Annotated in this window: 9 protein-coding genes; 8 read left to right on the top strand and 1 reads right to left on the bottom strand. The window is 73.4% G+C overall.

All coding sequences use genetic code 11. The annotated features are described in order from the left end of the window. Positions 1–89: 89 nt before the first annotated feature. From IEY86_RS24035 to IEY86_RS24060, 6 genes are read left to right on the top strand one after another with little or no spacing between them, the layout of a single operon-like run. Positions 90–1,412: a cytochrome P450 gene (locus IEY86_RS24035; protein ID WP_189133908.1), complete on the top strand. Its 1,323-nt coding sequence runs from the start codon at positions 90–92 to the stop codon at positions 1,410–1,412. Further along, entirely contained in the window at positions 1,409–4,756 is a 3,348-nt protein-coding gene (locus IEY86_RS24040) for a condensation domain-containing protein (protein ID WP_189133909.1), read from the top strand. The genes IEY86_RS24035 and IEY86_RS24040 overlap by 4 nt, the downstream gene beginning before the upstream one ends. 1 nt (position 4,757) lies before the next feature. Beyond that, a complete protein-coding gene (locus IEY86_RS24045; RefSeq protein ID WP_189133910.1) occupies positions 4,758–5,765 on the top strand; it encodes a GHMP family kinase ATP-binding protein in 1,008 nt (335 codons plus the stop codon). Further along, on the top strand, positions 5,762–5,944 hold the full coding sequence (locus IEY86_RS24050) for a hypothetical protein (protein ID WP_189133911.1): 183 nt from the start codon (positions 5,762–5,764) through the stop codon (positions 5,942–5,944). Before IEY86_RS24045 ends, IEY86_RS24050 begins: the two co-directional genes overlap by 4 nt. Then, positions 5,941–7,119 carry an SDR family oxidoreductase gene (locus tag IEY86_RS24055; protein ID WP_189133912.1) on the top strand — a complete coding sequence of 393 codons (1,179 nt, stop codon included), beginning with the start codon at positions 5,941–5,943 and terminating at the stop codon, positions 7,117–7,119. Before IEY86_RS24050 ends, IEY86_RS24055 begins: the two co-directional genes overlap by 4 nt. A 17-nt stretch (positions 7,120–7,136) precedes the next feature. Continuing rightward, positions 7,137–7,871 carry a class I SAM-dependent DNA methyltransferase gene (locus IEY86_RS24060; RefSeq protein ID WP_189133913.1) on the top strand — a complete coding sequence of 245 codons (735 nt, stop codon included), beginning with the start codon at positions 7,137–7,139 and terminating at the stop codon, positions 7,869–7,871. A gap of 251 nt (positions 7,872–8,122) precedes the next feature. Here the strand turns inward: IEY86_RS24060 and IEY86_RS24065 are convergent, their stop codons facing one another. Further along, positions 8,123–11,191, bottom strand: a complete 3,069-nt coding sequence (locus IEY86_RS24065) for a non-ribosomal peptide synthetase (RefSeq protein ID WP_189133914.1) — start codon at positions 11,189–11,191, stop codon at positions 8,123–8,125. A 207-nt stretch (positions 11,192–11,398) separates the two neighbouring features. Between IEY86_RS24065 and IEY86_RS24070 the strand changes: the two genes are divergently transcribed. Further along, positions 11,399–12,553 carry a winged helix DNA-binding domain-containing protein gene (locus IEY86_RS24070; protein WP_189133915.1) on the top strand — a complete coding sequence of 385 codons (1,155 nt, stop codon included), beginning with the start codon at positions 11,399–11,401 and terminating at the stop codon, positions 12,551–12,553. A 288-nt stretch (positions 12,554–12,841) separates the two neighbouring features. Beyond that, positions 12,842–14,341, top strand: a complete 1,500-nt coding sequence (locus tag IEY86_RS24075) for an alpha/beta hydrolase (RefSeq protein ID WP_189133916.1) — start codon at positions 12,842–12,844, stop codon at positions 14,339–14,341.

A 14,341-nucleotide genomic window follows, 5' to 3' on the forward strand; every position in this document is an offset into this window, starting at 1 on the left:
TTGCGCCGCTGTTCCGGGGACGAATAAATTCCGAACTGTGCGTCCGCCGCGCGAGGGGGCGCCAGGACGCAGGACGGGAGACCGCCGCGATGCTGATGACCGCCCCCGGGCCAGGCCAGCGGGTACCGCTGGACACGATCGACCTGTACGACCCGCGCCGTTTCCAGGAGTACCCGCAGCACGTCGCCTTCGCGACTTTGCGCGAGGAAGCACCGGTGTGGTCCCAGGAGGCGCCCAATGGCGCCCGGTTCTGGTCGGTGACCCGATACGCCGATGTGGTGCGCGTACTCAAGGACGTACGCCGCTACAGCTCCGAGCACGGAACCATCCTCGCCGTCACGGGCGGGGACAGCGCGGGCGGACGCACCATCAACCTGATGGACCGCCCCCGCCACACCTGGGTGCGTGTGCCCACCTTCCGCACCATGACCACCAACATCCTCCACCAGCGCGTCGACCGTGTGCGCGCCCATGTCCGCAGGATCATCGAGCCCTGCTTCGACGGCGGTGAGCACGACTTCGCACAGCTGATGTTCGATCTGCCGATGGCCGCGGTCGGGGAGATCCTGGGCATCCCGGAGCGCTACTGGCCCGACATCCCGCGCTGGACCATGGCCGGAGTCGCCCCGGACGACGAGGAGTTCACCAAGGGCGAGACCGCCGACACACTGCGGCAGGCGCACCACGACCTGTTCGCGATGTTCAGCGAGCTGATCGAGGCCCGCAGGGCCGAGCCCAAGGACGACCTGGTCTCGATGCTGGTCCACCTCGACTTCGGCGGGCAGCCGATGGAGGACAGCCAGATCCTGCTCAACTGCTACAGCTTCGTCATGGGCGCGACCACCACCACCCCGCACACCGCCTCGCACATGATGCTCGCGCTGATGGAGCGCCCCGATGTCTGGCAGGCGCTGCGCGACGCGCCGAACCGGGTCGGGGCCGCGATCCAGGAGTCCCTGCGCTGGTCCACCCCCACCAACCACCTCATGCGGCGCACCACCACCGATGTGGAGATCGCGGGCACCCGCATCGGGGCCGGAGAGCTCGTCGTCGCCTGGGTGGCCTCCGCCAACCGTGACGAGAAGGTCTTCCACGACCCGTACTCGTTCACTCTCGGCCGCTCGCCGAACCCCCACATCGCCTTCGGCACCGGCCCCCACTACTGCGTGGGCGGTCCGGCCGCACGCGTCGCGCTCACCGTCCTGCTCGAGGAACTGCTCGCCCGCTTCGACCGGTTCGAGCCCGCGGGCGACGCGGTGCACCTGCGGTCGAACTTCATCAACGGTCTGACCCGGCTGCCCGTCACGGCGCTACCGGCCTCCGGCCGCGGCCCGGCCGCCGCGGTGGGTGGGGCGGTGGGCGGCGCGGCGGCCGTGACGGCGGCCGTGGCCGCGAAGGAGGGGACCCGGTGACGAATGTGCCCCCGGCCGACCTGCTGCCGGCCGCGCCCGTGCAGGAGCAGATGTGGCTGGTCGACAAGCTCGACCCCGAGGCCGCCGTCTACAACGAGCACCTGGTCTTCCGCCTCACCGGCCCGCTGTCGGTCCCCGCGCTGGAAGCCGGATTCACCCTGCTGGTGAGCCGTCACACCGCGCTGCGCACCATCCTGCCGGTGCACCGGGGCGGCCTGCGCCAGTGCCTGGTCGACCCCTGGACCGTGCGGCTGGACGCCCCGCCCGACTTCTCCGGGCGCCTCGACGAGGCGGTCGAGTGGGCCCGCGCGCTCATCGAGGAGCCCTACAGCTCGACCGTCACCCCGCCGGTGCGCTTCGCCCTCGCCCGCCTGGGGCAGGACGACCATCTGCTCGTCCTCGGCTTCCACCACGCCGTCATGGACGCGGGCGCGGCCGCGCAACTCCTGGAGGAGCTCGCCGTCGCCATGCCCGCGATCCTGGAGGGCCGCGAGCCTCAACTGCCGCCCGTGACCGCCGACTACCTGGACTTCACCCGCTGGCACGGCAAGCTCCTGGACTCCGGTGAGCTGGACGGCGAACGGCACGCCTGGGTCGAGGAGCTGTCCGGCGCCCCGCACACCCTGCCGATACCCGAGGACCGGCCGCGCCCGGCCACCAAGGGCAGCAGGGGGAGCCTGGCCGTCCTGCCCTTCCCCGCCGGGATCGTGCCGCGGCTGCGCCGGTTCTCCGCGCGGCACCGGGTCACCCCGTTCCACACCCTGCTCGCCGCGGTCACCGCCGTGCTCCACCGGCACACCCGCGCCGACGACATGGTGGTGGGCATCTGCGGCGACGGGCGGCCGCAGGAGTACCGCGAGGTCGTCGGGCCGTTCTCCTGCATGATCCCGGTGCGGATGCGCGCCCCCGGCGACCTGCGCTTCGCCGATCTGCTGGCCGCGGCCAGGGATGTGACGCTCACCGCGTACGAGCGCCAGTTCATCCCCTTCCGCCAGGTGGTCAACGAGACGCTGGAGCGCCGTGACCCCAGCCGCAATCCGCTGGTGCAGGTGGTCTTCAACGCGCCTCCGCTGCACTTCCGCGAGGACACCCTGCCGGGGCTGGAGATGCGGACCGTGCATGTGCCGCGCGGGCGCTCCCGCTTCGACCTGCTGTTCAACCTCGAATGGCACGGCGACGACATCGTGGCGGCCGTCGAGTACGACAGCGAGATCTTCGAGGCCGGCACCGTACGGCGGTTCGTCGACCACTTCGTGTCCGCGATGGAGGCGGGCATGGCGGACCCCTCGGTGACTCTGGACGACATACGACTGACCGGCCGGGCGGACACCGGGCCGCCCCGCGTCACCGTGGAGGCGGCGGCCGCGGACGCCGCCCACCGGGTGCTGTCCACCCCGGCGGGCCCGGTCGTCCTGCGTGCCGACGACGGCGCGGGCGAGGACGGCGAGCGCGGCGAGGTGGTGTCCGTTCCCGCCCCGCCCGCGATCCGCGAGCCCAACGGAGCGGCGGCGCCACGCGGCCTGGAGGGCACCCTGTTCACCGGCCCGCACGAGGTGGCGCTGCCCGAGGGCGACGGCGCACTGCGGGTGCGGCTGATGGAGGACGGGCGCCTGCTGTGGCGGGTCCTGAACGAGCCCCAGGCGCGCGCGGGCGGTGCCGGGGCGTCGCGCAGCCCCGCGCTGGAGCGGCGGATCGTGGAGCTGTGCCGGGAACTGCTGGAGGACGACACCATCGTCGCCGAGGACGACTTCTTCGCCGTGGGCGGGCACTCGATGGTCGCGGCGCGGCTGGTGCAGACGCTCTCGGAGGAGTTCGAGGCCGAGATCCCGTTGCTCTTCGTCTTCGAGAACCCCGAACTGCACGAACTGAGCACGGCCATTGCCGGCCGCCACCCGGACGTCGCGGCAGCGCTGGAGGAGTTGGAGCGGCTCACCCCCGAGGAGCTGGCCGCGCTCGCCGAGGAGGAGCGGGAGCCCGAAGGCGCGGACGAGGACCCGGCGGCGCGGGACTCCTCGGCCGTGGACGGCCTCGGCGCCGCCGAGGAGCCGTTCTGGCTGATGGAGCAGTTCGCCCCGGGCAGCGCCGTCAACACCCTCACCCTCTCCTTCAGGATCGACGGACCGGTGGACCTGCCCTCGCTGGAATGGGCGCTCAACCAGGCCGTCGCCCGCCAGGAGATCCTGCGCACGACCTACCACCTCGGACCGGACCACACCCCGCACCGCGAGGTCCACGACGCCCACACCGTCACCGTCGAGGTGGCCGACCTGCGCGGTCTGGACCCCTCCGAGCGCACCGCCGCCCTGGAGCACCTGACCGCCGTACAGGCCGAGACCGGCTACGACGTCTCGGTGCTTCCGCTGATCAGAACGACCGTGGTCCGCCTCGCCGACGAGGAACAGCAGCTGCTGCTGTCCTGCCACCACCTGGTCATGGACTACTGGGCCGTCACCCGCGTGCTCTTCCCCGAGATCAGCGCCTTCTACCGGGTGCGCAGCACGGGGCAGGGGCAACCGCCGGACAAGGAGCCGGTGTCCTTCCGCGACGTGATGGCGGCGGAGCGGCGCTGGAGGGCGACCCCGGCCGCCGAGGCCCAGGAACGGTACTGGCGGCGCAGGCTCACGGGCCTGACCGAACTGACCCTGCCCACCGACTTCCCCCGCCCCGCGGCGCCCTCCTTCGACGGAGCCGCCGTCCACCGGCTGGCCCCCGAGGCGGTGCGGGACGCCGTGCACCGCTTCGCCGCAGAGCGGCGGGTCACCCCGTTCATCGTCGTGGCCACGGCCCTGTCCGCCGTGCTGCACCAGTGGTCGGGGCACGAGGACGTCCAACTGCTGACGCCGTGCGAGAACCGCCTGGACCTGGCGGCCGCGGACGTCATGGGCGCCATGGTCAATCTGCTCGTCCTGCGGCTGGACCTCGGCGAGGGCCGGGTGCGGACCTGGGCCGATCTGCTCGGCCAGGCCAGGGACGTCGTCGCCGGCGCCTACGCCAACCAGTCCTATCCGGCGGGCGAGGCGCTGCGGGCCGCGGGCCTGGACGCGCTGATCGCGAGCGGCCGCGGCTCGTACGTCACCCTCAACGTGTTCCAGGCCGACTCCGGGTTCACGCTCGAGGGATGCCGTGTCCACCAGGGGCGCATCGTCGCCGACCCGTCGGCGAGCACCGACCTGGAGGTGTCCACCCTCATCGTGGAGGACGGGCTGCTGTTCGATGTGAAGTACCGCACCGCGCTGTGGGAGCGGAGCACCGTCGAACGGTTCGCCGCCGCCTGCGAATCGGCCGTCACCGCCCTGATCACCGATCCCGACGCCGAGCTGCCCCGGGTGCGAGGGCTGCTCTGACATGGCGATGCCCGTCGGCTCCGGCGCCCCGGAGCAGCACTCCCGGCCGCATCCGGCGGCCGTCGGCGCCGTGGCCGTCCCCGCCCTGGAAACCGCCATCGCGCACCACGGCGAGCTGTTGCAGGGCGTCTTCGACCGGGGCGACGGGGAGCTGACCCACGCCGTGGTCTCCCTGCCCTACCCGTCGCTGCGCGCCTCGGCGGTGTTCGTGCCGAACGGCACACCGCGGGTGCGGGTCAGCCCGGCGTGGAAGGTCAAGGCAGGACGTGCGGCCGAGGAGACGCTGCACAGGCTGCGCGTCGGCGGGGGCGGCCTGCTGTCCGTACACAGCGCCATCCCCACCGAACGCGGCTTGGGCTCCTCCACCGCCGACGTGGTCAGCACCATCCGCGCCGTCGCCAGCGCCCACGGCCGCCGCCTGCCCGCCGAGGAGGTGGCCAGGATCGCCGTGCTGGCCGAAGGCGCCGCCGACGGCATCATGTTCGGCCACCGGGCCGTGCTCTACGCCAACCGGGACGGCACCGTCCTGGAGGACCTGGGCGGTCCGCTGCCCTCGCTGGAGGTGCTGGGCCTGGACGCGGGCGGACCCGGCGTCGACACCCTGGAACTGCCCGCTTTCGACTACTCCCCGGACCAGATCGAGTCCCTGCGGGTGCTGCGTGCGACCATGCGCCGCGCGGTGGCGGGCGGCGACTGCGCCCTGCTGGCCGAGGTCGCCACCGCCAGTGCCCGGATCAACCAGCGGTTCCTGCCCCAGGAGGGGCTGCCGCTCGTCGAGGCCGTGTGCCGGGACAGCGGAGGCGTCGGCGTCCAGGCCGCGCACAGCGGCCGGGTGCTCGCCGTGCTGTTCGACCCCGCCGCCCCCGGCCTGGAGAGCCGGATCGACCATGCCCGTGCCCGGCTGGCACGCAATGGAGTGGACCGAACCTGGCGGTTCCGGCTGGAGTCCCCGAACCCCCGGGGAACGACCGCGCCGCTGTGCCAAGAATGCTGCGAGGAGCCGCTGTGAGAACGCTGTTCCCTTCCCTGTTCACCCAGGACGACCTGGCCGTGCCGGCTCCGCGACCCGCCGAGCCCGCTCCCATCGGCTCGCCCGGCGCGGTCCCCGCCGCCGGTCCCGGCTCCGTCGCGGCGCCCGGTGACGACTGGGACGACGAGGGCACCTCACCGCTGTGGGTGTGGCGATGAGCGTCCCCGCGGAGGACCTGGTCCTGCCCGCCGACGTGCGCCCGCTCGACGGAGCCGCCGACGTCGACGCCCCCGCCCTGGTCACCGGAGCCTCCGGCTTCCTCGGCGCCGCCGTCGCCGCCGATCTGCTCGAACACACCGACGAGGACGTGTACTGCCTGGTGCGTCCCGCGGGCGGCACCGCGCAGGAACGCGTGGAGGGAGCGCTGCGCTACTACGACCTGTGGCGCGAGGAGTGGGCCGGACGGGTCATCGGCGTGGCCGGCGACCTCGCCCGCCCCCGCTGCGGACTCGACGACGCCGACCACCGCACGCTCGCCACCCGGACCGGCGCCATCTACCACTGCGGCGCCGGGGTCAATGTCAGCTTCCCCTACGACGCCCTGCGCGGCGCCAATGTCTCGGGGACCGTCGAGATCCTCCGCCTGGCGAGCACCGCCCGCCCCAAGCGGCTGGCCCATGTCTCCACCGTCTCGGTGCTCTACGGCAGGGGCGGGACCGACCGGGTGGAGGACTTCACCGAACTGGGCCCGGCCGGCGCCCTCGGCGGCTACGCGCTCAGCAAATGGGCCGCCGAAGCACTGGTGGCCCAGGCCCGCGATCGGGGCTTCGACGCCCTCGTCCTGCGCTCCGGCACCCTGGCCGGGCACGCCCGCACCGGGGTGTCCAACCCCAATGACTACGCCTGGCTGTTCCTGCGCACCTGCGCCGCCATGGGCGCCGCCCCGCTGGCCGACTCGCCGCTGCAGTGGGCCCCCGTGGACTACGCCGCCCGCGCCGTCACCGAACTGACGCGCCGCAAGAACGGCGGCCCCGAGCCCGCCGCCTACCACCTGATCGCCCCCGAGCGCACCAGGTACACCACGCTCTTCTCCTGGATGCGCAGGTTCGGGTACACCCTGCGCACCGCCGACTTCGCCCTGTGGCGCAAGCGCGTGCTGGACGCGGCGGTGGAGTCCTCCCACGACGGCGTGCGCCAGATCGCCGCCACCTTGCCGGAGGCCGACCGCGACGGCGGCACGGTCCCTCCCGACGTGGCCTCCGACCGCACCGACGCGGTCCTGGCGGCGGCCGGGATCGTCTGCCCGCCCCTGGACGAGGCACTGGCCCGCACCTATTTCGCCGCAGGCGTGCGCCGCGCGGAGCTGCGCCCGCCGGACCGGCCCGAGGCTTGAGCGTCAAGGAGACCACCATGTCCGAAACGAGCGTCAACGCCTACAACGCCGTCGCCGACGTCTACGACGAGTGGACCGGAAGCCTGCCCGACACCCCGGCCACCGTCGACTTCCTGGCCAAGCACGCCGGTGGCGGCGCCGTCCTCGAACTCGGCGTCGGCACCGGCCGGGTCGCCCTTCCGCTCGCCGCCCGCGGTATCGACGTCGCCGGGGTCGAGGGCGCCGAGGGCATGATCGCCAAGCTGCGGCTGAGGCCCGGCGGGGCGTCGTTCCCCGTGGTGTGCGGCAATATGGCCGACGTGCCCGTGGACGGCACCTTCTCGATGATCTACGCCGTCTTCAACACCTTCCTGTGCCTGCTCTCCCAGGAGGAGCAGGTCCGGTGCCTGCGCAACGTGGTGGACCACCTGGAGCCGGACGGAACGGTCGTGCTGGAGATGTACGTGCCCGACGTGCGCCGCACCGACGCGGACGGGCAGCGCCTGGCGACGGGCAGCGTGGAGCGCAACCGCGTCTTCCTCGAGGCGACCATGCACGACTCGCTGCGCCAGCGCATCCGCACCCAGGTCGTCGTCCTCAGTGAGACCGGTATCCGCCTCTACCCCAGCCAGATCCGCTATGTGTGGCCCAGTGAGCTCGATCTGATGGCGCAGCTGGCCGGGCTTCGGCTCGTGGAGCGGCACAGCGGCTGGAACGGCGAGCCGTTCACCGGCCAGAGCACCCGCCATGTCTCGGTCTTCCGCCGCGCCTGACCGCCGACTCCCGACCGGCGGCGCGTGAGCCCGCCCCGTACCTCGACGACCAACGGCGGCGGCTTCCAGAAGCCGCCGCCGTTCGCCGCGGGGGGAGTTCGCGGACCAGCCCTGTGCTTTCGAGTGCTGTGCTTTCGATTGCCGCGTCTTCCGGGGCTGTGCCTTCGAAGGCCGCCCTTGCGAAGGCCGTGCTTGCGAAGGCTGAGCCTGGGGCTCAGCCTTCCGGGGCTGTGCCTCCCGGTGGGTGACGGCTACCGCGGATCCAGGGCCGCCGTGAACCGGGCCGCCAGGTCCTGTGCCGCCTCGGGGGACAGCAGGTCGAGGCGGTGCTGGAGGTAGCCGGTCAGCTCCTCGCCGTGTCCCCACAGCTCCACCGCAACGGGCAGCGCCGTGCGGTGCCCGCTCTCGGCCGACGCGGCCGGGACACTGGGCTCCAGGGGCTCCACACGGACATCGGACGCCACCCGCCGGGGTGCGGGAAGCGGCTTGCGCAGGGCGAGCGCCGCCCAGGGCAGCGCCCGGCGCAGGTCCGGCTCGCCCGAGGCCGCGAAGGCGTCCAGCAGCGCCTGAGCCGGCATCGGGTGGTCGGCGCTCCAGCGCCGCGCCGCGCCGACACGGGAGGCCAGCTCGGACGGGTCGGGTGCCCCCGAGCGGTCCACGACGTGCAGCGCCAGTGTGGACAGCGGTGCGACGACGCCCCTCGTGTCCGCCGAGCGTCCCGGCTCCTGGCGGGCCACCACCACGGCCGCGCCCCACTCGTCCGGCAGCGCCGAGACCAGCGCCGCGGTGAGCGCGCACTCCACGGTGACATTGCGGGCCAAAGCGGTGTCCGAGGCGGCGTTCACCGCCTGCTCGGGCAGACGCAGCGGCACCACTGCCGTGCCGTACTCCCCGGTGGGCACCGGCACCGCCTCCGTGAGCAGGCCGCGGTGGGCGGTGACGGCTTCCGCCAGGGGCAGACCGGACGACGCCTCCCGGCGGGCCTGCGTCAGGGCGGCGAAGGGCACACCGGGCGCGGTCTCGTCCAGCACCCCCTCGTAGGCGTCCGCGAAGTCCCGCAGGAGCAGGCTCAGGGACGGGCCGTCGGCCACCGCGTCGTGCACGGCCAGGGTCAAGCGGAAGCGGTCGTCGTCCAGTTGGAGAAGGACGGCCCGCAGCAACGGTCCGGCACCGAGGTCGAACGGGGCCGAGGCCGGCGCCTCGACGGCCTTCGCCTCGAGCTCCGGGCGCCCGCGCAGATCCTCCTCGTAGAGGTCGAACTCCACATGCGGGGACACCACCTGGCTGCCGTACTCGGCCACCGGCTCGAACCGGGTGCGCAGGCAGTCGTGGCGCCGCACCACGGCGGCCAGGGACTCCGCCACCCGTCCGGCGTCCACGGCGCCGACCAGGTCCGCCCGCACCCGAAGACCCGGCGAGGTGCTGCCCGGCGCCAGACGCTCGGCGCGGCACAGGGCCCGCTGCTCGACCGACAGCGGGGCTCGCGCGTCCTGGTCCCCGGGACCGCTCGCCGGGGCCTGCGCCGCGCGGTCGAGCACGGCGGCCCAGGCCCGCACGGTGGGGTCCGCGAACAGCTCCCACACCGGCAGTTCGAGCTCGTACTCCGTGCGCAGCCTGGCGACGACCTCCATCGCGAGCAGCGAGTGGCCGCCCAGGTCGAAGAAGCTCTCCTCGGCGCCCACCTCGGCGCGCCCCAGCACCTCGGCCCACAGGCGGGCGACCGCCTTCTCGCTGGGGGTGCCCGGCAGCTTCCGGTCCTTGGGTGCGGCCGGTTCGGCCGGCCGGTGCCAGGCGGTCAGAGCCGCCCGGTCCACCTTGCCGTTGCCGGTGACCGGCAGCGCGGGCAGGATCCCGACAGTCGAGGGGACCATCGCCTCGGGCAGCAGGCGGCGGGTGTGGGCGAGAAGTTCCTCCGCCGCCGGGGAGGCTCCGGACGCCGGGACGACATACGCCGCCAGGGTGTCCTCCCGGGCGACCACTGCCGCCTGGCGCACCGACGGATGCCGCTCAAGCGCGGCCTCGACCTCGCCGGGCTCCACCCGGTGGCCGCGGATCTTCACCTGGTCGTCGGTGCGGCCGAGGAAGTCCAGCGAGCCGTCGGCGGCCATCCGCACCAGATCGCCCGTCCGGTACATCCGCGCCCCGGGGACGTCGGAGTACGGGTCGGGCACGAACCGCCGCGCGGTCAGCGCCGGTCGGCGGTGGTAGCCGGAGGAGACCTGGAGCCCGCCGATGCACAACTCGCCGCGCGGGCCGGGCGGCAGGAGCTCCCCGTCCTCGTCCAGGACGTACAGCCGGGTGCCCGCTATCGGCCGGCCCAGCGGCAGCCGTGAGGGGTCCGAGATCGGCTCGAACGTGGCGTACACCGTCGTCTCGGTCGGCCCGTAGCCGTTGAACAGCGCCGTGGTGCGCGCCAGCAGCTCGGTGGCCAGCTGTTCGGTGAGCTTCTCCCCGCCGCCGAACGCCCGTACCCTGCGCCGCCCGTCCGTGCCGAGACCGGCCAGGACGAGCATGCGCCACAGCGAGGGCGTGGCGAGTACGGCGGTGACCGCGTGACGTTCGATCAGGTCCAGCAGGACATCGGGGTCACGGGTCGTGCCGTCGGCGGGGAGCACCACCGAGGCGCCCGCCGCCAGCGGGACGAAGATGTCGGTGATCGACATGTCGAAGGCGATCGAGGCCACCGACAGCACCACGTCCGCCTCGGACAGCGCCGGGCCCTCCCGGCGCAGCGCGTCGACGAGCGCGGCGAGCCCGCCGTGCGTCGCCACCACGCCCTTGGGGACTCCCGTCGAGCCCGAGGTGTAGATGACATAGGCCGGATCGGACTCCGCCAGGACCGGCAGTCCGGACACCGCCGCGGGCGGGCCTTCCTCCAGCACGAGGACGGGCGCCGAGGCCCTCACGGCGTCCGGGGCATGGCCGTCCACCACCGCCAGCAGCGGCCGGGCGTCCCCCAGGGTGAGCGCGATCCGCTCCGCCGGGTGCGCGGGGTCCAGGGGAACGTAGACCCGCCCGGCGCGCAGGCAGCCCAGCGCCACCGCCACCAGCGCCGCCGAGCGGCTCCCGCACACGGCGACCCAGCCGCCGCGCGGCACCCGCTCCGCTATCGCCGCGGCCCAGCCGTCCGCCAGGGCGTCCAGCGCCGCGAACGACGTCGGGCCCTCGGGGCCGGACACGGCGGTGCGCTCCGGTGAGCGCCGGGCGGCCCGCGCCACCAGATCGGGGAGCGTCACCGGATCGGGGAGCGGCGGCCCGGCGCTCACTTCATTCACCGCTTCGGGGCCGCTGCCGGCACGTTCGAGACCTGGAACAGACATGGGCCATCCGTTCTGCTGAGTGGGCGCGCCCGGCGTATTCGCATTGCTTGCACGTTTACGCGACCGCGGGAAAGCGGTCAATTTTTCTGTCCGGTGTCTGTAAGGCAATGCCGCCGTCGACCCGTTGACGAGAAACGGCCGGGGAAATCCCCGTAGCATCACGTGCAGGACCCGAGTTACGCCCCGAGACGCGGGAGAGGCACTGCCGTGGCCGATATCAGCAGGGATCAGGTCGTCGCGTTCAGGCTGGCCAACCAGCACTTGTCGGACGGGCTGCCGGCCCCCGGCCTGCTGGAGGCGGCGGCCGCCTGCGGCGCCCAGAACACTCCGCCCGGCAACGGCCTGCTGGCCCTGCTCGCCCGTACCGGCGAGCTGACCTCGAAGGAGTTCGACCGGGCGCTGGAGGAGGACAAGACGCTCCTGCAGAGCTGGACCGTCCGGCAGTCGCCGTACTTCGTGCCCACGGCCGACCTGCCGGTGTTCACCACACCCATGCTGCCGGAGGACGAGGAGTCCTGGCGGGTGGCCGTCCAGGGCTTCGTGCCCATGCTGGACGGCATGAAGCGGTCGGTCACCGAGGTGGTGCGGATGACCGCCGAGGCGCTCGAGGACGCCCTGGACGGCGAGGTGCTGACCAAGCGGGAGATGGGGGTGGCGCTGGGGGAGCGGCTGCCCGAGGAGTTCTCCGGCTGGTTCGAGCCCGACACCTTCAGCAGCTTCACCGCCGTCCTGGTGCGGCCCATCGCCCTGACCGGACTGTTCGTCATCGCGCCCCGCGAGGGCCGGGAGGCGTCCTTCGTACGCACCGACCAGTGGCTGGGCAAGAAGCCGCCGAAGGCGCCCGCGGACAGGGCCCGCAAGGAGTTCGTACGCCGGTATCTGCGGGCCTACGGTCCCTCGACACCCGAGCATCTCGCCGAGTGGGGCGGCACCTCGCAGACGGTCGCGGCCAAGGCGTGGAAGGCGGCGGCGGACGAGCTGGAGGAGGTGCGGTACGACGGGCGGCAGGCGTGGATCCACCGGGACGACGCCGAGCTGCTGAAGTCCCCGCCCGAGGCCAAGGGACTGCGGGTGCTGCCGCCCTACGACCCGTGGCTGCAACTGCGCGACCGCGCCACGGCGGTCGCGGACACCAAACTGCACAAGCAGGTCTGGAAGCACACGGGCAACCCGGGCATGATCCTGCGGGACGGTGAGCCGGCCGCCCTGTGGCGGGCGCAGAAGAAGGGGCGCAAGCTCCGGCTGGCCGTCGAGCCCGTACACGCGCTGCGCAAGGCCGACCGTGAGGCGATCGAGGCGCACGGAGCGAGAATGGCCCCGCTGCGCGGCTGCGCCACCTTCGAGGCCGAGTACGGGGACTGACCGCCGCGGGGCGAGGGACCGGTCGGCGCGGGGGTGAGCGACCGGTCGGCGCGGGGCGAGGGACCGACCGGCACCTGACTGGGCAGACCGGCGCAGGGGAACGGGTCTGCGTATGGCCGGGCCCGACCGGCTCAGGGGGATCGACCCGCCGCCTCGAGGATCGCCGGAGCGGCCGACAGATCCGGCACAGAGATCCGTCGGCCCCACCGTGATTCGGCCAGCATGTCGGGGTGCCTGGCCGCGCTCCGCTGCCCGTGGAGCGCGGCGAACGACCGCGAGGAGGCCCCAGTGCTGTCGCGACCAACCACCCCCGCCCGCCGCAGGCTCAGGTTCGCGGCCGTGCTGACAGCGCTGACGGCGCTCGCCGCAGTGTTCACCGCCCCGTCCGCGAGCTCCACGCCCCAGGCCGGTCACCGCACCCGTGTTCCCCGACTGGCCTGGGCCGACTGCGGCGACGGCTTCGAATGCGCCACCGCCCGGGTCCCGCTGGGCAGGACGGGGGAGAGCGCCGAGCTCGCCCTCACGCGCATCCCCGCCCGGGACCGCGCCCACCGCGTCGGCACGCTCTTCGTCAACGGCGGCCTGCACGCCGGCAACGGGGGCGACCTGCTGAGGTACCGCCTCGCGGCCTTCACCGCGCTCGCCGATCGCTTCGACGTGGTCGGCGTCGATCCTCGCGGCCAGTCCCACAGCACTCCCAGCGCGCACTGCATGACGTTCGAGGAGGAACGGGGCATCGAGGCGCCCCTGGCGGCCTACCCCACCGTCGCCGACCGGCCCGACAAGGTCACCGAGGCCGACGCCCTCACCTCCGCCTGCGCCCGCAACTCCAGCCGGGCGCTGCTGGAGCACATGAGCACCTCCGACGCCGCCGACGACCTCGATCTGCTGCGGCGGGCCGTCGGCGACGACAAGCTCAGCTACCTGGGCATGTCCTACGGCACGGTGCTCGGCCAGATGTACGCCGCCCGCTACCCCGGCAAGGTGCGGGCCATGGTCCTCGACGGCGCCATCCACGCCTCCGGATACGTCTCCAGGCCCCTGCGCTTCGACCGTGAACAGCTCGCCGCCAGCGAGCGCTCACTGAGCCGCTTCTTCGGCTGGTGCGAGCGCACGCCGTCCCTGTGCGCCTTCGGAGGCGGGCATCCCGCGCAGGCCTTCGACCGGCTGATCGACAAGCTGGAGGACAACCGCCGAGCCCACCCCGGGCGCCATGACGTCCTCACCGGCGGCCTCCTGCTCACCCAGGCCATCGGCGGCATGATCGACCCCCAGGGGTGGCCGGGCTTCTCCCAGTACCTGGCCCACCTCGACAGCCAGACCCTGCCGACCGTCGAGCCCCCGACCGGTGAGGACTACCTGACGGCCCAGCAGCTCGCCTTCTCCTGCCTGGACCGCGAGATCCCCACCGACCTGCGCACGCACGACCGGCACTTCGAGGCGGCCGCCCGGGTCTCCCCGCACTTCGGCCGGGTCTACGGGTACGGCGAGCTCAAGTGCGCCCGCTGGCCCGTCCGGCCCACCGAGCGCTTCGACGGGCCCTGGCGCTACACCGGATCCGGACGGGTCCTCGTGATCGGCGTCGACGGCGACCCGCTCACCCCGCTCACGTGGGCCGAGCGCGTCACCCACGAGATGGGACGGGCCCGGCTGCTGAGCGTGGACGGCAACGGGCACACCGCCTTCGGCCGGGGCGGCACCTGCGTCGACGCGGCGATCACCGACTACCTGACCTCCGGCCTACTGCCCCGGGTGGGCGCCCACTGCGCCCTTCCCGACCCTGCCTGA

This window comes from Wenjunlia tyrosinilytica, from assembly GCF_014646055.1.
Classification (GTDB): domain Bacteria; phylum Actinomycetota; class Actinomycetes; order Streptomycetales; family Streptomycetaceae; genus Wenjunlia; species Wenjunlia tyrosinilytica.

What these genes read in the sequence shown, in the direction of transcription:
- IEY86_RS24065 (WP_189133914.1), bottom strand. Translation starts at nt 11,191, where the DNA reads ATGTCTGTTCCAGGTCTCGAACGTGCCGGCAGCGGCCCCGAAGCGGTG.
- IEY86_RS24060 (WP_189133913.1), top strand. Translation starts at nt 7,137, where the DNA reads ATGTCCGAAACGAGCGTCAACGCCTACAACGCCGTCGCCGACGTCTAC.
- IEY86_RS24055 (WP_189133912.1), top strand. Translation starts at nt 5,941, where the DNA reads ATGAGCGTCCCCGCGGAGGACCTGGTCCTGCCCGCCGACGTGCGCCCG.
- IEY86_RS24045 (WP_189133910.1), top strand. Translation starts at nt 4,758, where the DNA reads ATGGCGATGCCCGTCGGCTCCGGCGCCCCGGAGCAGCACTCCCGGCCG.
- IEY86_RS24035 (WP_189133908.1), top strand. Translation starts at nt 90, where the DNA reads ATGCTGATGACCGCCCCCGGGCCAGGCCAGCGGGTACCGCTGGACACG.